Raw genomic sequence first — 18944 nt, 5'->3', positions numbered from 1 at the left:
CCGAATAGAACCTTATTCGTGGCCGGTCCATGTTGCCTGATCCAGTGGCGTCCACCATGTCAACGGAGGGGTCACTTTGAAACGACGGCCCGTAACGACGTCAGGCGTGATCCGGACGAAGTGTTCCTTTTTGCCGCCCTCCCAGGGAAACAGGAACAGGCCAACGGTATCCAGGACCTCTTCTGCGTCCTTTACCGGGGCGGCCTCGCCCTTGATGACAATGCTCCAGGCGATTCCGGTTTGCGGATCAACACCGTCCGCTTCGAGGGCTACTGGCGTTTCCCCGATAGCAGCCCGGAGCTTGGTGCCATCTCCGGTTCGGAAAACCAGTGTGCCCCGGTCCACTTTGTAGTTGATTGGAAAGATATCCGGATGGTCCTCGACCCATACAGCGAGTCGCCCCACGGAAACGCTGCGCAGAAGCTGCCAGCAATCGCTGCTGCTGAGTTCTTCGACCCTGTCGCTCTGTTCGCTGGTGCTCATGACGCCGAGCCTACGCCCCGCTACCAGCCGCTTCCAGAGGCACGTCCCCACGGGTTCCTGCCAGACGGCGATAACGGTTCCGGATGCCCGCTGGAGAACCCGGCACGGAGTATTCTGGCACGAGAGGCGGGGCACAGTTCCGCCGCAAGGAATTGGGGTTGGAGATGCACGCGGATGATGACGCCGCCCAGCCATATACTTCGGGCAGCCTCCGGATCGAAGACCTCCTGAAGGATTTTGTTTCCAGGGCGGGCGAGCTGCTCCAGTCGCAGGAGCGGATGGCCGGGCTCCTGGAAGCAGTGGTAGCGGTAGCCGAAGACCTGAGCCTTGATGCCGTGCTTGAGCGCGTGGTCCAGTCAGCCTGCCGCCTCCTCCATGCGCGTTACGGCGCCCTCGGCGTCATTGGTGAGAATCAGGCCCTCACCACCTTTGTCAGTGTGGGGATCGACGGCGAACTCGAGCGCCGGATAGGCCCGCTGCCCACAGGGCACGGCGTCTTGGGCCTCCTGATCAGTGACCCCCGCCCCCTACGCCTCCACGACCTCCGACAGCATCCGGAATCTTACGGGTTCCCTGAACACCATCCGTCCATGCGGACCTTCCTGGGTGTTCCTGTCCGGGTCCGCGGCGTGGTTTTCGGCAACCTGTACCTGACTGAAAAGCATGGCGGTGGCGATTTCACGGTCGAGGATGAGGAACTTGCGATGGCCCTGGCCGCTGCGGCAGGCGTCGCGATAGAAAATGCCCGGCTGTACGACGACGCGAGACGGCGGGCCCTGTGGCTGGAGGCATGCATGGAGGTCTCGGGCCTGATGTTGGGCAGCGACCATTACCACTCCGCCGGAGGGCTGGATCCCATTGCCGACCGTGCCCTGCATGAATCGGGGTCAGTATTGGCGCTTATCGCGGCGCCCTCGGAGGACGGCTCTGAATACGTTGTGGCTGGCGCCGCGGGTGAGCACTCGGCCCAGTACCGGGGCAAGCGGCTCGAACTCGACGTAAAGAAGCTGGAGGGCGTGCTGCACGGCGGAGATCCCGTGGTCTTCGAGAGGACGGCGGAAGTGCTCGGGCCTGTCAGTCTGACAGCCAAAGGTCCGCTCCTTGCGGTGGCCCTCAGCACTCAGGGCGCCCATCATGGACTGCTGCTGCTGATGCGCGACGGCGGCCAGGGGCCGTATTCCCGCACGGATGTGGAGATGGGTGCCGTGTTCGGATCCCATGTGGCGCTGGCCCTTGAGCTGGCACGTGTGCACAGGCTTCGGGAGCAACTGATTGTATTTACTGACAGGGACAGGATCGCCCGTGACCTGCACGATCTGGTCATTCAGCGGCTTTTTGCGGCGGGTCTCAGCGTCCAGAGCCTCAATCGTTTCACGGGAGATGCGCGGGCACTGGAACGTATCCGTGCCATCACCGGAGAGCTGGATGAGGTCATCAGAAGCCTCCGCGACACCATTTATTTCCTCAGGACAAGCGGAGGGGAAGTGGAGCCCCTCAGCAGCAGAATCCGCCAACTCGCCATGAGCGCAGCTAAATCATTGCCTTTCTCTCCCGGCCTGACTATTAGGGGGCCTGTCGATTCGCTTGCGGGGGAGCTTGCGGACAACATTGTGGCGGTGGTCTCCGAGGGACTGAGCAATGCCATCCGGCACTCCGGCGCCGAGTCCATCGAGGTCTCCGTAACCGCCGCTGACGGAGTTGCATTGGTTGCCATTGCTGACAATGGCAAGGGTTTCAGTGAACTCAAGCGAAGGAATGGCCTCACGAACATGGAGGACCGGGCGCAACTGATGGGCGGTTCCTGCAGCATCTCAAGCGAGGTCGGAAAAGGTACCAGGCTGGAGTGGTCAGTGCCTATCCAGCCCGGCTACTAAACGCCCTGGCGGGTTGGAGACCCGCCTGGCTGATGGCTCTACTTGGCCTGCGTGTTTCCGGGAGAGGCCATGGCAGTCTTGTTGGCGATGTACACAGCGGCCTGCGTGCGGCGCTCGAAGCCCAGCTTCGCCAAGAGGGACGAAACGTAGTTCTTCACTGTTTTTTCTGCAAGGAACATTTCCGCGGCTATTTGCCGGTTTGTCAGGCCGCCGCCCACAAGCTCAAGAACACGCTGTTCCTGCGGCGTCAGCGCCCCAGCATGGGGGTCAGGCTGGGAGGAAGACACGAGTTTCTGAACCGTATTGGCAACCACTCCGTCCTCGAAGAGCGATTCTCCGGCAGCGGCACGCCGGAGAGCTCCGATGAGATCGGTCCCGCCGATTTCTTTGAGGACATAGCCCCGGGCTCCTGCCAGGATCGCACCGCGCAAGGCCTGCTCGTCGTCGTAGCTTGTGAGAATCAGGCAGTTGATGGACGGGTCCACCGAGCGGACGTCCCTGCAGACCTCAATGCCTGTGCCATCGGGAAGCCGGGCGTCCAGAACGCAGACGTCCGGGCGCAGCGCCGGAATCCGCCTGGTCGCCTCGACGGCGGAACCTGAACTGCCAACCACCAGGAATCCTTCATCCTCCAGCAGTTCCTGCAGGCCGCGGCGTACCAGTTCGTGATCGTCGAGAATGAAAACACGGATCAAATCCTTCGCCTGAGCGGGTACCTCTGATGGGCTGTCTTGACGGGGAAGCATAATCCTTCTGTCCGGCCGTATCGGCCATCTCCGGGCGTACAGTGCAGCCGCTGCTTAAATGCTCACGGAAGGCACTGGTGGGGCGGCTTCATTGTCGCAGCCGACGCGGCTTCCCACATCAGGCTCTGCCATTCTCGATCACCGTGGATTGGGGAACAAGGGCCGTTGGTCCTGCTATTCAAAGGTGGATCGACGGGCGTCGGAGGCCCTGGTGTTCCACACGTCAGGCTTATTCACCTTGAACCTTCGGCCGGTAAGGGCACGGGGCGACAACCGCACATAATGGTCCTTGGTTCCCGGGTGCCAGGGCTCAAGGTTGAGCGCATCCGCTGCCTCTTTTTCCCGCGGGTCATTGATGACCTCGGTATCGCCCCGGGCGACGACGCTCCAGGCCTCTTCAGTGTGAGGATCATAGCCGTCAATCTCGAAGGCGGCAGGCTTTGCCGTCATTGCCCCCCACAGCTTGATACCCCCGTCCGTTCGGAAGACGATGCTCCTTCGCTCCAGGACATAGTTCACCGGAAAGATCTCCGGATGGTTGTCCACAATGAGGGCAAGGCGGCCCAATGCGGCGTCGTTGAGCAGCTCCCAGCACTGGTCAATGGTGAGAATCCCGTCCGGAAAGTCTGAAGTATCCATCTTCTGCACCCTACCCGTTCCAACAGCAAGAGGTCAGGGACCCACGACCATTGTCGGCGTTACCAGGGACTGGGCCGGTAATCCTTGAGGAAGACGCCGTACTGGTCCTCCCCGTTCTCGCCCATCACGATCGGATCGTACACACGGGCGGCGCCGTCCACCAGGTCCAGGGGTGCATGGAACCCCTCTTCCATCAACCGGACTTTCGTGAAGTGGGGGCGTTCGTCGGTTATCCAGCCCGTGTCCACGGCTGTCATCAGAATGCCGTCCGTTTCAAGCATTTCCTGGGCACTGGTCCGGGTCATCATGTTCAGAGCGGCTTTGGCCATGTTGGTATGGGGGTGGCCGGGACCCTTGTAGGCACGTGAAAACTGGCCCTCCATCGCCGAGACGTTCACGATGTATTTACGGTGGGCTGTGGACCGCTTCATGGCATCGCGAAGCCTGCTGACGAGCAGGAAAGGCGCGGTGACGTTGCAGAGCTGAACCTCAAGCATTTCGAGCGGATCAACCTCGTCCACCACCTGGGTCCAGCTGTTGATGGTCGCGAGGTCCGGAACCAGGCCTCCGGCGTCGATCGCTGTTCCCGCTGCGATCCTCTCCAATGAAGCAGAACCCGTGGACAGGGCCAGGGAGGTGATGGCATCACCGGCCAGGACCGGATGCTCCAGGACGCTGCTTGCCAAGGCCAACGGGTGTTTGTCATGGGCGTGGCCGAAAGTGACAAGCTCGGGTCCGCCATTGGCGGCCTCCAAGGCAACAGGCAAGGCCTCGTCCTCTGCGTCCACCAAGGGCTTGTAGGCGTTTCCGCTCCGTCTGACGGTCTGCGCGGCGTTGTTGATGATGATGTCCAGGGGGCCAGCTTCATTCAATGAATCCGTCAATGCCATGACCTGGGAGGGGTCACGCAGGTCAATGCCCACAATCCTGAGCCGGTGCAGCCAGTCGCCGCTGTCCTCCATGGCGGCAAACCTGCGGGCAGCATCCTTGGGGAACCGCGTGGTGATGGTGGTGTGGGCGCCGTCCCTGAGGAGCCGGAGCGCAATGTACATACCGATCTTGGCCCGGCCGCCCGTGAGGAGTGCCCTGCGGCCAGTGAGATCGGTCCTGGCATCTCGTTTGCCGTGGTTGAAAGCAGCGCACTCGGGGCACAGCTGGTGGTAAAAAGAGTCCACCTGGGTGTAGTGCTGCTTGCAGATGTAACAGGGACGGGACCTGATCAGATGGCCGGCCACTTTGCCAGTGGCGGAAGGTTCCAGCTTGTTGCCCCGGGTCTCGTCGTCAATCCGGTCAGGCGCTGCGGTTGCAGTCTGCGCAATCACGGCCCGGTCTGCTTCGGAAATCAGATCCCGCTTGGTGACCCGGCGGTGCCTTTTGACGGCTTTGAACATTTTTCCCGTGGCGCGGCGCACCGAGACATAGTCAGGGTGCTCTTCGTCATAGGCATGAATCGTGTTCAGAACCTTGAGGCAGGCCTGGATTTCCTCAGGCGTCAGATCGGGGGAGTTCATTGTTCCGATTTTACAGCCTGAGGAGCACCGGCCTGCCCTGCGTCAGGTTAAGGGCGTCTTTCAGGACCGCGTAGTGACAGACTCCTTGGTGGACGCCGAAGCAGCCACTCCTGATGCCTGGACCTCAGCCGCCTTTTCCACTGAGTCGCGGACCTCCGGATAATTCTCGGTCGCAGCTTGCACAGCATTGGGCACAAGGTGCAGGTTCGCTGCGGCCAGTGCCTTCTCATCATCACCCGGTTCCGGAACCTGCTGGCCCTTGGAGAGCACGGTGATGCCGGATTCCGTGACCTTAAAACCGCGGGCCCGGTCCAGTTCAGGGTCCAGTCCGATGGTAGCTCCGGCCGGTACCTTCACGTTCTTGTCGAGGATGGCACGCTTCACCACGGCGCCTTCGCCGATCTGCACTTTATCCATCAGAACCGAATCGAGTACACGGCTGGCGGTGCTCACGTATACGTCGTTGGAGAGCACGGATCCCTCGACAATGCCGCCGGAAATTACAACGCCGTTGGCAACGATGGAATCCAGGGCGGTTCCCACGGCATTGTTTTCACCGCGGACGAACTTTGCCGGCGGCGAGATGGTCTGGCGGGTGTAGATGGGCCATTCCGAGTTGTACAGGTTGAAGACCGGCAGGGGCGAGATGAGATCCATGTGGGCGTCGTAGAAGGAGTCGATTGTACCGACGTCGCGCCAATAGGTGCGGTCACGCTCAGTTGAGCCCGGGATGTCATTGAGGGTGAAGTCGTAGACTCCGGCTTCTCCTTGGTCAACGAAGTAGGGGATGATGTCCCCGCCCATGTCGTGCTTGGTGTCCAAACGCTCCGCGTCGACCTGAAGTGCGTCCACCAGGGCATCGCGGTCGAAGACGTAGTTGCCCATGGAGGCAAGGAACTGTGTGGGATCAGCAGCCAGGCCAGGAGTGCTGGAGGGCTTTTCCACGAACGCCGCAATCTTCCGGGGATCGTCCTGGTCCACTTCGATAACACCAAACTGATCCGCCATGTTCAGCGGCTGGCGGACGGCAGCGACGGTGGCTTTTGCCCCGCTGGCAACGTGGGATTCCACCATCTGGGCGAAGTCCATCCGGTACACGTGGTCCGCTCCAACTACAACGACGATGTCGGGGTTGGCGTCGTGGATGAGGTTGAGGGACTGGTAGATGGCATTTGCGCTGCCAAGGAACCAGCTCTTGCCTACGCGCTGCTGCGCCGGCACCGAAGCAATGTAGTTCCCGAGCTGCGTGGACATCCGCCACGTCTCGGAGATATGTCGGTCAAGGCTGTGGGATTTATATTGAGTAAGAACCACGATCTGCAGATATCTGGAATTCACCAGATTCGACAATGCAAAATCGATGAGCCGGTAGCTGCCTGCAAAAGGAACCCCCGGTTTGGCCCTGTCCGCCGTCAGCGGCATGAGGCGGTTTCCCTCGCCGCCTGCGAGGACAATGGCCAAAACTTTCTTATTCAACGGCATGTGGTCGCTCCCTGTACGCCTTCGTCACTCCCCAACAGCCCGGTAAGCCCGGACTCCTTCACACTAGAACAGTTAAGCGGGAACGACTACCTTGGGTAGCGTGCGTATAGACATTGTGACCAAAGAATTTCCGCCTGAGATCTATGGCGGCGCCGGAGTCCATGTGGCTGAACTGAGCCGTGTGCTGGCCCAGCACGTGGATCTTCAGGTGCGGGCCTTCGGAGCTCCCCGGGACGCCGACTACCACGGTGCGGGAGTGACCTCCTACTCCGTTCCGGACGATCTTGGGGGTGCTAATGCCGCCGTCCAGACCCTCGGCGTTGATCTGCGGATAGTGCCGGACATTGCGGGTGCGGACGTGGTGCATTCACACACGTGGTACGCAAACATGGCAGGTCATCTGGCATCGCTGCTGCACGGCATCCCGCACGTCCTCAGTGCCCATAGCCTCGAGCCGTTGCGGCCGTGGAAAGCCGAGCAGCTGGGCGGAGGCTACGCATTGTCCTCATGGGTCGAAAAAACCGCCTACGAGGCCGCAGCCGCCATCATCGCCGTCTCTGAGGGCATGCGCCAGGACATCCTGCGCAGCTACCCGGACGTTGATCCTGAGAAGGTCAAGGTGGTTCACAACGGCATCGATGTCAGCCTGTGGAGCCGGGACGAGGGCACTGACGCCATCCGGGCCCTGGGCATCGATCCCGAACTCCCGAGTGTGGTGTTTGTGGGGCGCAACACGCGTCAAAAGGGCGTGCCGTATCTGCTTCGTGCGGCCGCCAAGCTGCCCGCGGACGTCCAGCTGGTCCTTTGCCTTGGCGCCGCTGACACCCCGGAACTCGCAGCGGAGACTGCCCGGCTGATCGAGGAACTGCAGAAGCAGCGTACCGGCGTTGTGCTGGTGGAGCGGATGCTTCCCCGGCATGAACTCGTCCAGGTTCTCAGCCATGCAACAGCATTCGCCTGCCCGTCCATCTACGAGCCCCTGGGAATCGTCAACCTCGAGGCAATGGCCTGCGGTGCCGCGGTTGTGGCAAGCGCAACAGGTGGTATTCCGGAGGTAGTCCAGCACGGCGAAACAGGGCTGCTTGTTGAACTGGAGCAGGTCACTGACGGCACCGGAACACCGTTGGATCCGGAGAAGTTCGTTACGGAATTCGCAGCCGCCCTCACCGAGGTCGTGTCGGATCCGCAGCGGGCCCGGGCCATGGGCAAAGCCGGCAGGCTCAGGGCTGAGCAGCACTTCTCGTGGGAATCCATCACGGAGACCACCCTTCAGGTTTACCGCTCGGTGCTGTCCTGAAACGACGACGGCGACGCTCCCCTCAGAAGGGGAGTGGCGCCGTCGTCGTATCCGGCAACAGCCAGCTTAGGGTCAGCTCTGTGTTGGCTTTCCGCCGAACTGGCGCGCGAGGATGGTTTTTTCGTCAACAGGCGCCTGCCCGCTGGCCCGCTGCGCCCGGAAGTAATCGCGGGCTTCGTCCTGGCGGGCCTGCTCCGCGCCCGTCGCGATGGCTGCACGGAGATGCTCAGGGCCGTAGCCGAAGGCGTCCACCAGGTCCAGGGCATGAGGCCGGATCTTGATGAGCAACCTATTGATGTAGTCGCCCACGGTGCGTCCGCGCTGCATCGAGAGACGGCCGTTCATCAGATACCAGGAGAGGTTCTTCTCGATCAGCGAGAGGCCGAAGAGATCACGAAGCCAGGTGAGGACGGTTTTGGTGCCAGGATCAGATACCTGGCTGAGTGCCTCCGTGAACGCTTCCCACTGAAGCAGCTCGGCGTGGGCCTGTGCGGCGTCGATGAGGTCGTCCTGGTGGAGATTGAAAACCGCAGCGGCCTGGTGCTGGGGCAATTTGTTGGCACCCTTCAACGCTGACCCCACCTCAGCAACCATCGATTGCACGCGCTCGGTAAGCAAGGCTCGCTGGCCCTCTTCGTGCCGGAGCGCTATGGCTGCCTTCTGCGGTGATCCGGTGTCGGCCACAAACTGTGCCACTTGGCGCAGACCCGTGCGGTGGATTGCGACATCGGCCGCCTGGCCAACGACGTACCGGGCCAGCACACCGAAGTCCACGTTGCGGAACTCGTTCGCGTAGTCGGCGAGGAGTCGCTTGGCAACGAGCTGCAGCAGGACAGTGTTGTCGCCTTCGAACGTCACGTACACGTCGAGATCTGCCCGCAGGGACGCAAATCGGTTTTCAATCAGGAACCCGGCCCCACCGCAGGCTTCCCGGCATTCCTGCAGGGTGTCGAGCGCGTGCCACGTACTCAGGGGCTTGAGGGCGGCAGCGAGGGTTTCCAGATCCTGACGATCCGCATCAGTGTCATGGGCACCGGAGAAAACGTCGTCGAACTTCTGCAGCAGCTGTTCATGCGCAAAGCTCGCTGCGTAGGTGGTCGCCAGCCGGGTGAACAGGCGGCGCTGGTGCCGCTGGTAATCAAGCAGTACCTCCTCCTCGGTGGGGGAGGAGGCATTGAACTGGCGCCGTTCGGTGGCGTACTGGATAGCGGTCTTCAGGGCAATCTTGCTGGCTGCCACAGCGGCACCGTCCAAGGAAACCCGGCCCTGGACCAAGGTTCCGAGCATGGTGAAGAACCGGCGGCCGGGACTGGCGATGGGGGAGGTGTAGGTACCGTCGACGTCGACGTTTCCGTAGCGGTTCAGGAGGTTGACGCGGGGGATCCGGACAGCTGAGAAATGCAGGCGCCCATTGTCGATACCGTTAAGTCCCCCCTTGACGCCGTCATCCTCACCGCCGATGCCCGGCAGGAATTCTTTAGTGTCAGGATCACGCAGGTCGACATAGAACGCGTGCACACCGTGGTTGACACCCAGGGTCACGAGCTGAGCGAAAACCACGGCGCCGAGGCCGTCAATGGCCGCGTTGCCGATGTAGTCCTTCCAAGCGGCCCTGAACGGGGTGTCGATCACGAATTCCTGGGTAGCAGGCTCGTACGTGGCGGTTGTGGCTATGCTGGCGACGTCTGAGCCGTGTCCGGTTTCGGTCATGGCGAAGCAGCCAGGAATGTCCAGGTTCATAATGCCGGGCAACCACTTGCGGTGGTGCTCCTCAGTGCCCAGGTGCATCACTGCGGAACCGAAAAGGCCCCATTGGACGCCGGCCTTGATCTGCAGCGACGGATCGGCCGTTACCAGCTCCTCAAATCCTGCAATGTTTCCGCCGTGGTCATCTGAACCACCGAGCGCCGATGGGAAGGCACGGTGGACGGCGCCGTTGTCCACGAGGTAACTGAGCTGGCCGAAAGTACGCTTGCGGTGCTCTGTATGGGTAAGGCCTTCGGTCTTGTGCAGCTCCGGACGGGCAGAAAGGTCACGTGCCTGCCTGCGGATGTCGGCCCACTTCCCCAGGAGCTGCTCGCCGAGCGCGGCAACGTCAATGGCCGGATGGCCCGTGATGGCCCGGGGTGCACTGACACCTGTGGAATTGGCGTCGGCGCGGTCCACTACTTCTGTCATGTCTGTTCCTTCTGTTTTCTGACAACGTCCTGAAGATTTTTGACAGTTTCTTCTACGTTTTTGATGGTGGCTTGGACAAAGCGAGGGTGCTGGTTTCCAGCTCGGGAGCGATTCCAACGCATAACCAGGAGGTAATTTGCCGGGCCATAATCTCTTGGTCTGGCTTGTCAGGGGAAGCAGGGCTTGCCAGCCACTGTTCGCCCGCATTCCTGACCAAGCCAATCGCGGCGGTAGGCCAGTAGCCGATCACGGCCTCCTTGCCGCTGCCGCTGCCCAGGTGCGCGCGCATGGGGCGGGCGATCATTCCGCTGATGGCCTCGAAGAAGTGGCCCAGAGCTCCTCCGGCGGCAATTGTGCCGCCGGAGGGGTCCGACTCGGCCGCAGGATGCTTGGTGACGAAGGTGTAGACGCTGGGGCTTGTTTCGGCCATCTGCAGATACGCCGACACCATGGCGAATATGCCTTCCCGGGGGGTCTGCGCGCTTTGGGCGGCCTCCTGGATGCGGCGCTGCATTTGGCTGAGGACCACCTCTCCAACGGCTTGCTGGAGTCCTGCCTTGTCTCCGAAGTACCGGTAGAAGACTGACTTCGAGGTACCTGCGGCAGCGGCGATTTCCTCCATTGAAGCGTCGCTTCCCAGCGCGTGAACCGCTTTGCGGGCGGACTTTATGAGCTCACGACGGCGTTCCTCGCGGTGGCTCTGCCAGCGCGAAGCCCTCCCGTCCACGGCGTTGTCGGCAGGCTTTGGGGCCTCTGCTGAAAGGATGTTCACGATACCCAGCGTATCAGGTACGCTGGGTATCGGTAATCAGCTTCGTTTGAAGGAGAGAGCACATGTCCGAAACCGGACGCGAGGAATCATTCGTTCAGCCAGCCCAAGGGCCCCAGAGGCAATTACGGAAAGCTGTGGTGGTCGGCGGTAACCGTATTCCCTTTGCCCGCACCGGAGGCGCGTACACGAAGTCTTCAAACCAGGACATGCTGACCGCCGCCCTGGATGGACTGATAGCCCGGTTCGGCCTGCAGGACGAGCGGATCGGCGAAGTGGCGGCGGGGGCAGTCCTGAAGCATTCGCGCGATTTTAACCTCACACGGGAGGCGGTACTGGGCTCCCCGTTGGCGGCCGAGACGCCTGCTTACGATGTGCAGCAGGCCTGCGCCACAGGGCTGGAAACCGTCCTGGGACTCGCGAACAAGATCAAGCTCGGGCAGATCGACTCCGCCATAGCCGGTGGCGTGGATTCTGCCTCCGACGCCCCGATTGCGGTCAGCGAAGGCCTCCGTGAGGTACTTCTGGACCTTAACCGCGCCAAGACCCTCCCACAGCGGCTCAAAGTCCTGAGCAAGCTCAGGCCCAAAGACCTCGCCCCTGATGCGCCGAACACCGGCGAGCCGCGGACGGGACTCTCTATGGGTGAGCACCAAGCCCTTACCACCGCCCAGTGGAAGGTCACGCGGGAGGCCCAGGACGAGCTCGCTTACAACAGCCACCGCAACCTTGCTGCTGCCTATGATGCCGGCTTCTTCGATGACCTCCTCACCCCGTACCGGGGCTTGACCAGGGATTCGAACCTGAGGCCTGACACGTCCCTTGAGAAACTTGCAACGCTCAAGCCTGTGTTCGGCAAGAACCTTGGCTCCGAGGCAACGATGACTGCAGGCAACTCCACCCCTCTGACGGACGGGGCTGCCACCGTGCTGTTGGCTTCCGAAGAATGGGCCGATGCCCACGACCTTCCCAAGCTGGCCACGGTCATCGACGGCGAAGCTGCCGCTGTCGACTTTGTGCACGGCAAGGACGGACTGTTGATGGCCCCCGCGTTTGCCGTGCCGCGGCTGCTCGCCCGCAACGGGCTCACTCTGGACGACTTCGACTTCTTCGAGATCCATGAGGCCTTTGCAGGAACTGTGCTGAGCACCCTCGCCGCCTGGGAGAACGAAGAATTTGGCCGCACCCGGCTAGGCCTGGAAGGTGCCTTTGGTGTTGTGGACAGGTCCAAACTCAACGTGAACGGCTCCTCCCTCGCTGCGGGCCACCCCTTCGCCGCTACGGGAGGACGCATCGTGGCTTCCCTCGCCAAGATGCTGCATGCCCAGGGGCAAGTGGATGGACGGCCTTCCCGCGGACTCATCTCGATCTGTGCTGCAGGCGGCCAGGGCGTTGTGGCCATACTGGAATCACACTAGGGGGAAGCCATGACCGATACCTACACGCAATTCGTCAGCAGCGGGCCTGGCCGGAAGATTGCCCGGAAGATCGGGCTTCCACAGCCCGTGATCTTACGGCGGCACAAGCCCGGGCAGCCGCTGATCTCAGGCCCAATCCTCATTGAGGGTTCCACCCAGGGGGCAGACGAACTGGCGTCGGCTCTGCTGTCCTGGGATCTGGATGTCCGCCGGCACCCCGTCCCGAAAGAACGCCTGGGTGCTGTCATCCTGGTCCTGGATGAGCTGACCCACCCGAATGACCTGGAAAAACCCGTTCTCACTGCAGCAACTTCCCTTAGGGACCTCGCTCCCAATGCCAGGGTGGTCACTCTATCCCGGCATCCAGGAAACGCCCCGGACGCCGCCGCGGCTGCAGCCCGTCAGGGTGTGGACGGATTGCTGCGTTCACTGGCCATGGAGCTACGATCCGGCACCACGGGAAACGGCATCCTCTTGGCGGACGGCGTGTCCACCACCAGCCCGAGCACCCTGGCTGCACTGCGGTTCCTGCTTTCCGGGAAATCCGCTTTCGTGGACGGTCAGTTCATGACCGTGCGTTCGCCTGCCGGTAAACTCCCCGACGACGTCGGGAAACCTCTGGCGGGGAAGGTCGCCGTCGTTACCGGGGCTGCACGGGGCATTGGCGCGGCTATCGCCCGCACCCTTCACCGGGACGGTGCCACGGTCATTGCGGTGGACGTGCCCGCGGCCGGCGATCACCTTGCAGAGGTTGCCAACGAGGTCCGTGGGACTGCGCTGCAACTGGACATCACGCGGGAGGACGCAGGCGCAAAGATCATCGATCATGCAGTGTCGCGCTACGGCCATCTGGACATAGTGGTCCATAACGCAGGCATCACACGTGACAAGCTGCTGGCAAATATGGACCACAACAAGTGGGCTTCCGTTTTGGCCGTCAACATTGCAGCTCAGTTGCATATCAACGAGGCGCTGCTGGCATCGGAGCACTTCCGCAACTCTCCGAGAATCGTCTCGGTAGCTTCCACCAGCGGAATCGCAGGAAACCGCGGCCAGACCAACTACGCGGCTTCCAAAGCCGGCGTCATGGGGATGGTGAGGGCAACCGTTCCTTTGCTGGAGCCTTACGGGGGAACCATCAATGCTGTTGCCCCCGGCTTTATTGAAACGGAGATGACCCGGCGTGTTCCGCTGGTGCGGCGGGAAGTAGGGCGACGCCTCAATTCCCTGAGGCAGGGCGGCCAACCCATCGACGTCGCCGAGGCCATCGCATTTTTGGCGAGTGATGCGGCCGGTGGGATTTCAGGCGAAGTGCTTCGGGTATGCGGGCAGAACATGGTGGGGGCATGAGCGAGCCTGGCCCCGTTGTCTTGGGGGATATGCCTTCGCTGTCAAAGCTTTACGTCAACGCCGCTGCCACGGCTGCCCGGCGCCGCCTGCTCGGGACGGATCTGGGTACAGCCTTGCCCGAAAGCAGCCATAAGGTGCGAGGGGTTAGGGTCGACGTCGAGAAACTCACTGCCTACCAGCACCTCGTTGGCGAGCCAGCAACAGACGTGCTGCCGGCCGGTTTCATTCATGCTCTTGCCTTTCCTGTGGCCATGAGTGTTATGAACCGGGATGACTTTCCGTTGCCGTTGCTGGGAATGATCCATCTCCGGAACGTTGTGGAGCAGAGACGGGCCATCAGTTTTACCGAACCTTTGGATATCACGGCTTCAGCCGTGAACCTGCGGGGTCACCGCAGCGGAACACAGCTGGACATGGTGGCGGAGGTCCGCAGCGGAAACGGCAACGACGTCCTCTGGCAGGGTATCTCCACCTATCTGGCCAAGGGTGTCTTCCTGCCGGGCATAGACAAGCCGTCGGTTCATCAGGCCCAGGCCGATTTCAAGCCTCCCAACCCCACTGCGCTTTGGCAGCTTGGCGTGGATACAGGCAGGGCCTACGCTGCGGTCTCTGGTGACTTCAACCCCATTCACCTCAGCGCCTTGAGCGCGAAGGCTCTTGGTATGCGCAGATCCATCGCCCATGGGATGTATCTGGCGGCCAGGGCGCTGGCCGATGTCGGGGCAGTCAAGGGCGAGGCCTTTGACTGGGAAGTCTCCTTCGAAGCACCGGTTTTCCTTCCCTCGCGGGTGGCTCTTGATATCAGTACCGCTCAGGCCGATGGAGGAGCGTGGCAACGCTCCGACTACGTAGCTTGGAGTCCGAAGGCCGGGAGGAAGCACTTCAGCGGTTCAGTGACCTCGAGGTAAACCACGCTAGGGCGTTTGACTAACTCATTCCTGATTTGAGCACGCGGAGGATCCTGTGCAGGCTCAGCAGAATGGATTCAGCCGCGCTGGGCGCGTCCGGATCCGTATCATCCGAGGCCAGTCGTTGCGCGAGGGTATGCACTGTTGTGTCGGCTTGGTCCCGTAGTTCTTCCAGCCGCTTCGCATCTCCTTCCTCCACAGCCAGGAGCAAAGCCCCGACGGCGGCAAGGGCCTCGCTCAACGGCCCGCTGTAGGGGAGCGGAATGACAAAGAGAGTGTCCTGGCCCCAGATAACGTCGGCCAGGACCTCCGTCATGTCCTGGACATGAAAAGTTATGCGTTCCAGGTCACGGAGGTTCTTGTAGTCCAGGTCCACGTCCCGTGGGTGGAGCTTCCGCCGCGGGTTGGCACGGCGGCTGGCGTCGGCCTTTTCCACTGCAGCCCTCAGCGAGCGGGCCGATTGGGCGAGTTCGTCTGAGCGGCTGGACCAGTCATCGTGCTCCGGCGGCCATTTTTCTTCGAGTGCTGCTCCCATATCGGAGATCTGCTGAGCCAGTGCCCTCCGGAATTCGGCAAGGCTTACCGCCACTGCATTGAAGTGAAGGGGCGGGAAAACAAGCAGGTTGACGGCGATGCCAACCACCACACCGGCGCCCATCTGCAGCAGATAACCGAAGGAAAAGTCATCAGGGTTGTGTCCTCCCACCAACAGCACCAGCAAGGCCGCAGTCGGAATCCAGTCCCGCCCGGCGCCCAGGCGTGGAAGGCCAGCAAGGAGGACTCCAAGGCCCATGACCAACGCAACGGTGATGGGGGACGGCCCACCGAGGCTCACCAGCATGAACGCGAGGCCGATGCCCAGGCCGAGCCCGATGAGTGTCTGGAGCCCCTGCCGCATGGAACCTGCCACGTTTTCGTACATCGCCACGAGGGCGCCGAGGGGAGCATAGTACGGATAGTCGGCAGCAGACCCCGGCATCCAGGGGGCGATCAGGAAAGCCAGGCCCGCCGCCAAAGCCGCTTTTGCCGCGAGTTGGAGGCGGGACACGGCGAAAACCCCGGATACGCCTACCGTAACCAGTCCCCACATTCGCCTCCGCGCTGTCCCGCGGCTTTGTACTCCAGGTAATCGTGTGCTCATCTGGCCCCACCCTAGGGGCGGGTCATAGATGTTACAAATGGATTAACCTGTTAGCTCCGGACAGCGGCTTCATCAGAGTTGGAAGAAGCGGCGGCTGCCTGGCGAACTGCGTGGGCGAGACGGTGGGCCCGCCCCGGCGTGCGGCCTTCCTCCTGCCGCCTGGGAACGTACCCGAAACCGATGCCGTACGCTGGGTCAGCAAATCCAAGCGCCGCGTTCGCTCCCTCGTGTCCGAAAGCCCGGTAGCTGCCGAAGTTCCGGCTTGGGTGCGGCTTCATGAACCCGACGGCGAACGCGTTATCAAGCCCTGATGACCTGTCCAGCCCCCAGACTCGTTCCTGGGTGACGGCACGGATGGTAGCTTCCGTCAGGAACGCCGCACCGCCGTCGACGCCGGTGATGGCGGCGGCATACAGGCGGGCAAGCCCTCCGGCGGACCCCACCCCTCCCGCGCTGCTCATGCCGTTAGCCCGGATAATCCGGTGGTTGGGAAGCTCCATGATTGAGCTGACACCGCTGTTGCTGTTCAGCCCATCAAGGCTCAGCGGGTCCTGCCATGGGAGGCTGTCATCGACGTCGTACAGAACTTCACGGTAACGGGACTCCTGATCCTCGGGGAGGCCGAGGAAAAAGTCGATATCCATGGGCAGGCGCAGGCGGGAATCATACAGTTCCTGAAGGGAGACTCCCGTGGTGCGGCGGCAGAGTTCCTCCATGAGGATTCCGATGGTGAGGGCGTGGTATCCGAAGGTAGTTCCCGGCAGCCACAGAGGCTCAGCAGCGGCCAGCTTCCCGGCCGCCGCTTCGGTGGTGAACTCGTCCAGGCGGAATCCGCCTTCGATCCCCAACAGGCCTGCCTGATGTGAGAGCGCCTGTGCTACGGACAGCCGGCCTTTGCCGTGGGTGGCGAACTCGGGCCAGTAATGGGCCATGGTCTGCTCAAGGTCCAGGATCCCGTCCTGGAGCAGAAGCGCGACCACGAAGGCAGCCACTCCCTTGCTGCAGGAGTAGGTGCCGGTGATATCGCGAGGGCCGAAATCCGGGCCCCCGGCTAAGTGCACCACCTTGCGGCCATGGACGTAGGCCGAAAGCTGCGCGCTATAGAGAGGGTCCTCGGCGAGGAACGATTCGAAGAGGTCCAGTACGCCGCCGAATTCTGGGTCCACATGGCCATCTGAGAGTTGCATGGATCCAACATACCCACAGATTCCCGGGACCTCTTTTCATGCAGCCCCGTGCCCGGGAAGGACTTCCTCTCCTGCCTTGACCGGACCCGGCGGAGTGCCATCCCCAAAAGGCCGGCCCCCAAGGGATTCACGCCCGTGTTCCGTGAGCCAACCCGAAAGAGCAGGGCCCTGAGGGACTGTGCCGGTGGGATTGATGTCCTCATGGACGATGTAATAGTGCTGCTTGATCTGCACGAAGTCGATGGTGTCCCCGAACCCAGCGGTTTGGAACAAGTCCCGCGCATAGCTCCAAAGAACAGGCATCTCGCTCAGTTTCTGGCGGTTGCATTTAAAGTGCCCATGATAGACAGCATCAAACCTGGCCAGAGTGGTGAAGAGTCGGACGTCAGCCTCGGTAATGGAATCACCCACAAGATACCGCTGTCCCGCCAATCGGTCCTCCAACCAGTCAAGTGCCGTCCACAGGCGCTCGTAGGCAGCGTTATAGGCTTCCTGGGATCCGGCAAATCCGCAGCGGTAGACCCCGTTGTTGATTTCGGTAAAAACCCTTTTGTTCACCTCATCTATTTCGTGCCGCAGGGACTCCGGATACAGGTCCGGGGCTCCAGGCCGATGGAACTCGCGCCATTCCGTGGAGAGGTCGAGAGTGATCTGCGGAAAGTTGTTGGTCACCACCTGGCCGGTGGAAACCTCCACGATCGCGGGAACGGTGATGCCCCGCGGATAGTTAGGGAAGCGCTTGAAGTACGCTTCCTGGAGCCGCTCGATGCCAAGGACCGGGTCCCGGCCGCCCTCGTCCAAGTCGAAGGTCCATGACCGAGAGTCGTGCGTTGGCCCGGGTTGACCGAGGGAGATGACCTCTTCCAGGCCCAGTAACCGCCGCACTATGACCGCACGGTTTGCCCAAGGGCAAGCCCTTGCGGCGATGAGCCGGTAACGGCCCGGCTCCACCGGCCACCCCTGCTCTCCATTGGGCCCGGCGGTACCATCCGACGTGATGCGGTCCTCAATGTATTTCGTGTCCCGTTTGAATTCACCACCCGTAACGTAGGCACCCTTACTGCTGAAACCCGGCGACGTGGTGGAGTTTGTGCTCTGACCTGTGTCCTGGCTCATCTCTTCAGACTAAACCCGGGTGCCACGGCAGCGGCAGGCCGGGACGGTCAGGGAATTGCGATAGTGAAAACAGCTGACATGGGTTGCCAGGCGAAAATCCAGGCTGCCCCCACCACACTGCTAAACAGCACGATCCACACCCCGGAGGGAATTGACGTCGCCCGGTACAGCAAATAGGCATCGGAGGTGGCCAACTGTTCCCTGCGCCTGAAATGTACGTGGATAAGTTTTCCGAGGTCCCTGACAGCAGCCACGAGCAACGCCAGGCCCAGAACGATGACCAGATGGCCGTTCAGCTCCGGCGGCACGAAGAGAACAAGGGCGCAGGCCAGCAGGATTCCCGCGGCCATGATCAGCACGCCCACAACATTGCGGATGAAAAGGAGCGCCGCCAGCAGAATGATGACGCCGAAAGACATTGCCGCCGGACCCCAGCCGTTGAACCCTGCCCAGACCAGGGACGCTCCCACTATCGCCGGCACCGGGTATCCCCAGAATCCCGACCAGATGGCAGGAAAGCGGCCACGGCTGAAAGACACCGTGGTTCCTGAATGGTTCAACCTGAGTTGGATACCTCCCAGCCGTTGACCGCTTGACAGCGCCGCAAAGGCGTGGCCGAGTTCATGGACAACAGTGGCCAGGAGTCCGAAGTACTTCCAGGTCGCTTTGGGCACGGAAAGCACAATCGCCACTGCAATGACCATGAGGAGTTCCGGGAGTGGGACGACGGGAACGGCAGCCTGGGAAAATCCGGCAACGATCCGCTCCCACAACATCTCCAACAGGTTCATTCGGGGAATCGTTCGGAGTCAGCCATAGGGATCTAGGCTAACGGGAGGACCTCC

General features: G+C 61.8%; 15 protein-coding genes and 1 pseudogene. 5 read left to right on the top strand and 11 right to left on the bottom strand.

Features of this window, described 5'->3' with window-relative positions:
* Positions 1 to 12: 12 nt before the first annotated feature.
* On the bottom strand, positions 13 to 483 hold the full coding sequence (locus M1E02_RS10850) for a pyridoxamine 5'-phosphate oxidase family protein (RefSeq protein WP_479378028.1): 471 nt from the start codon (positions 481 to 483) through the stop codon (positions 13 to 15).
* A 164-nt stretch (positions 484 to 647) separates the two neighbouring features.
* Here M1E02_RS10850 and M1E02_RS10845 point away from each other — a divergent pair, with 164 nt between their 5' ends.
* Positions 648 to 2357 carry a GAF domain-containing sensor histidine kinase gene (locus M1E02_RS10845; protein WP_479378027.1) on the top strand — a complete coding sequence of 570 codons (1710 nt, stop codon included), beginning with the start codon at positions 648 to 650 and terminating at the stop codon, positions 2355 to 2357.
* 38 nt (positions 2358 to 2395) lie between these two features.
* On the opposite strand, the gene M1E02_RS10840 is transcribed toward M1E02_RS10845, so the two are convergent.
* The 4 genes and pseudogenes from M1E02_RS10840 to glgC form a co-directional block, all read right to left on the bottom strand.
* The gene (locus tag M1E02_RS10840) at positions 2396 to 3103 is read right to left on the bottom strand and encodes a response regulator (RefSeq protein ID WP_479378026.1); all 708 of its coding nucleotides are present in this window, start codon (positions 3101 to 3103) and stop codon (positions 2396 to 2398) included.
* Between the two features lie 174 nt (positions 3104 to 3277).
* Positions 3278 to 3742 (bottom strand): pyridoxamine 5'-phosphate oxidase family protein, encoded by a 465-nt coding sequence (locus tag M1E02_RS10835; protein ID WP_479378025.1) that lies wholly within the window; start codon positions 3740 to 3742, stop codon positions 3278 to 3280.
* A 59-nt stretch (positions 3743 to 3801) separates the two neighbouring features.
* The gene (locus M1E02_RS10830) at positions 3802 to 5253 is read right to left on the bottom strand and encodes an SDR family NAD(P)-dependent oxidoreductase (RefSeq protein ID WP_479378024.1); all 1452 of its coding nucleotides are present in this window, start codon (positions 5251 to 5253) and stop codon (positions 3802 to 3804) included.
* A gap of 73 nt (positions 5254 to 5326) precedes the next feature.
* A pseudogene (gene glgC / locus M1E02_RS10825) lies at positions 5327 to 6735 on the bottom strand (glucose-1-phosphate adenylyltransferase); the annotation flags it as partial.
* Between the two features lie 100 nt (positions 6736 to 6835).
* Here glgC and glgA point away from each other — a divergent pair.
* Positions 6836 to 8032, top strand: a complete 1197-nt coding sequence (gene glgA / locus M1E02_RS10820; RefSeq protein WP_479378023.1) for a glycogen synthase — start codon at positions 6836 to 6838, stop codon at positions 8030 to 8032.
* Positions 8033 to 8104: 72 nt separating this feature from the next.
* On the opposite strand, the gene M1E02_RS10815 is transcribed toward glgA, so the two are convergent.
* A complete protein-coding gene (locus M1E02_RS10815) occupies positions 8105 to 10210 on the bottom strand; it encodes an acyl-CoA dehydrogenase family protein (RefSeq protein ID WP_479378022.1) in 2106 nt (701 codons plus the stop codon).
* Positions 10211 to 10262: 52 nt separating this feature from the next.
* The gene (locus tag M1E02_RS10810; RefSeq protein WP_479378021.1) at positions 10263 to 10982 is read right to left on the bottom strand and encodes a TetR family transcriptional regulator; all 720 of its coding nucleotides are present in this window, start codon (positions 10980 to 10982) and stop codon (positions 10263 to 10265) included.
* Between the two features lie 62 nt (positions 10983 to 11044).
* Here M1E02_RS10810 and M1E02_RS10805 point away from each other — a divergent pair, with 62 nt between their 5' ends.
* The 3 genes from M1E02_RS10805 to M1E02_RS10795 are packed head-to-tail and all read left to right on the top strand — an operon-like array spanning position 11045 to position 14655.
* A complete protein-coding gene (locus M1E02_RS10805; RefSeq protein WP_479378020.1) occupies positions 11045 to 12397 on the top strand; it encodes an acetyl-CoA C-acetyltransferase in 1353 nt (450 codons plus the stop codon).
* A 9-nt stretch (positions 12398 to 12406) separates the two neighbouring features.
* Entirely contained in the window at positions 12407 to 13747 is a 1341-nt protein-coding gene (locus M1E02_RS10800; protein WP_479378019.1) for a 3-oxoacyl-ACP reductase, read from the top strand.
* Complete coding sequence (locus M1E02_RS10795; RefSeq protein WP_479378018.1) at positions 13744 to 14655, top strand: MaoC family dehydratase; 912 nt, start codon at positions 13744 to 13746, stop codon at positions 14653 to 14655. The genes M1E02_RS10800 and M1E02_RS10795 overlap by 4 nt, the downstream gene beginning before the upstream one ends.
* A gap of 19 nt (positions 14656 to 14674) precedes the next feature.
* On the opposite strand, the gene M1E02_RS10790 is transcribed toward M1E02_RS10795, so the two are convergent.
* From M1E02_RS10790 to M1E02_RS10775, 4 genes are all read right to left on the bottom strand, one after another.
* Positions 14675 to 15745, bottom strand: coding sequence for an FUSC family protein (locus M1E02_RS10790; RefSeq protein WP_479378129.1), 1071 nt, complete (start codon positions 15743 to 15745; stop codon positions 14675 to 14677).
* Between the two features lie 101 nt (positions 15746 to 15846).
* Positions 15847 to 16983 (bottom strand): serine hydrolase domain-containing protein, encoded by a 1137-nt coding sequence (locus tag M1E02_RS10785; RefSeq protein ID WP_479378017.1) that lies wholly within the window; start codon positions 16981 to 16983, stop codon positions 15847 to 15849.
* Between the two features lie 36 nt (positions 16984 to 17019).
* Positions 17020 to 18099: a glutathione S-transferase family protein gene (locus M1E02_RS10780; protein WP_479378016.1), complete on the bottom strand. Its 1080-nt coding sequence runs from the start codon at positions 18097 to 18099 to the stop codon at positions 17020 to 17022.
* 47 nt (positions 18100 to 18146) lie between these two features.
* On the bottom strand, positions 18147 to 18890 hold the full coding sequence (locus M1E02_RS10775; protein WP_479378015.1) for a M50 family metallopeptidase: 744 nt from the start codon (positions 18888 to 18890) through the stop codon (positions 18147 to 18149).
* Between the last annotated feature and the right edge of the window lie 54 nt (positions 18891 to 18944).

This window comes from Arthrobacter sp. Z5-13, assembly GCF_056499105.1.
Note: the sequence above shows the minus strand (reverse complement) of the source record. Positions and strands in the feature narration are given on the sequence as shown.

Excerpts from the sequence above, each read along its gene's own strand:
- M1E02_RS10850 (WP_479378028.1), bottom strand. The coding sequence starts at position 483 with ATGAGCACCAGCGAACAGAGCGACAGGGTCGAAGAACTCAGCAGCAGC.
- M1E02_RS10845 (WP_479378027.1), top strand. The coding sequence starts at position 648 with ATGCACGCGGATGATGACGCCGCCCAGCCATATACTTCGGGCAGCCTC.
- M1E02_RS10840 (WP_479378026.1), bottom strand. The coding sequence starts at position 3,103 with ATGCTTCCCCGTCAAGACAGCCCATCAGAGGTACCCGCTCAGGCGAAG.
- M1E02_RS10835 (WP_479378025.1), bottom strand. The coding sequence starts at position 3,742 with ATGGATACTTCAGACTTTCCGGACGGGATTCTCACCATTGACCAGTGC.
- M1E02_RS10830 (WP_479378024.1), bottom strand. The coding sequence starts at position 5,253 with ATGAACTCCCCCGATCTGACGCCTGAGGAAATCCAGGCCTGCCTCAAG.
- M1E02_RS10815 (WP_479378022.1), bottom strand. The coding sequence starts at position 10,210 with ATGACAGAAGTAGTGGACCGCGCCGACGCCAATTCCACAGGTGTCAGT.
- M1E02_RS10805 (WP_479378020.1), top strand. The coding sequence starts at position 11,045 with ATGTCCGAAACCGGACGCGAGGAATCATTCGTTCAGCCAGCCCAAGGG.
- M1E02_RS10800 (WP_479378019.1), top strand. The coding sequence starts at position 12,407 with ATGACCGATACCTACACGCAATTCGTCAGCAGCGGGCCTGGCCGGAAG.
- M1E02_RS10795 (WP_479378018.1), top strand. The coding sequence starts at position 13,744 with ATGAGCGAGCCTGGCCCCGTTGTCTTGGGGGATATGCCTTCGCTGTCA.
- M1E02_RS10790 (WP_479378129.1), bottom strand. The coding sequence starts at position 15,745 with ATGTGGGGACTGGTTACGGTAGGCGTATCCGGGGTTTTCGCCGTGTCC.
- M1E02_RS10785 (WP_479378017.1), bottom strand. The coding sequence starts at position 16,983 with ATGCAACTCTCAGATGGCCATGTGGACCCAGAATTCGGCGGCGTACTG.
- M1E02_RS10780 (WP_479378016.1), bottom strand. The coding sequence starts at position 18,099 with ATGAGCCAGGACACAGGTCAGAGCACAAACTCCACCACGTCGCCGGGT.
- M1E02_RS10775 (WP_479378015.1), bottom strand. The coding sequence starts at position 18,890 with ATGAACCTGTTGGAGATGTTGTGGGAGCGGATCGTTGCCGGATTTTCC.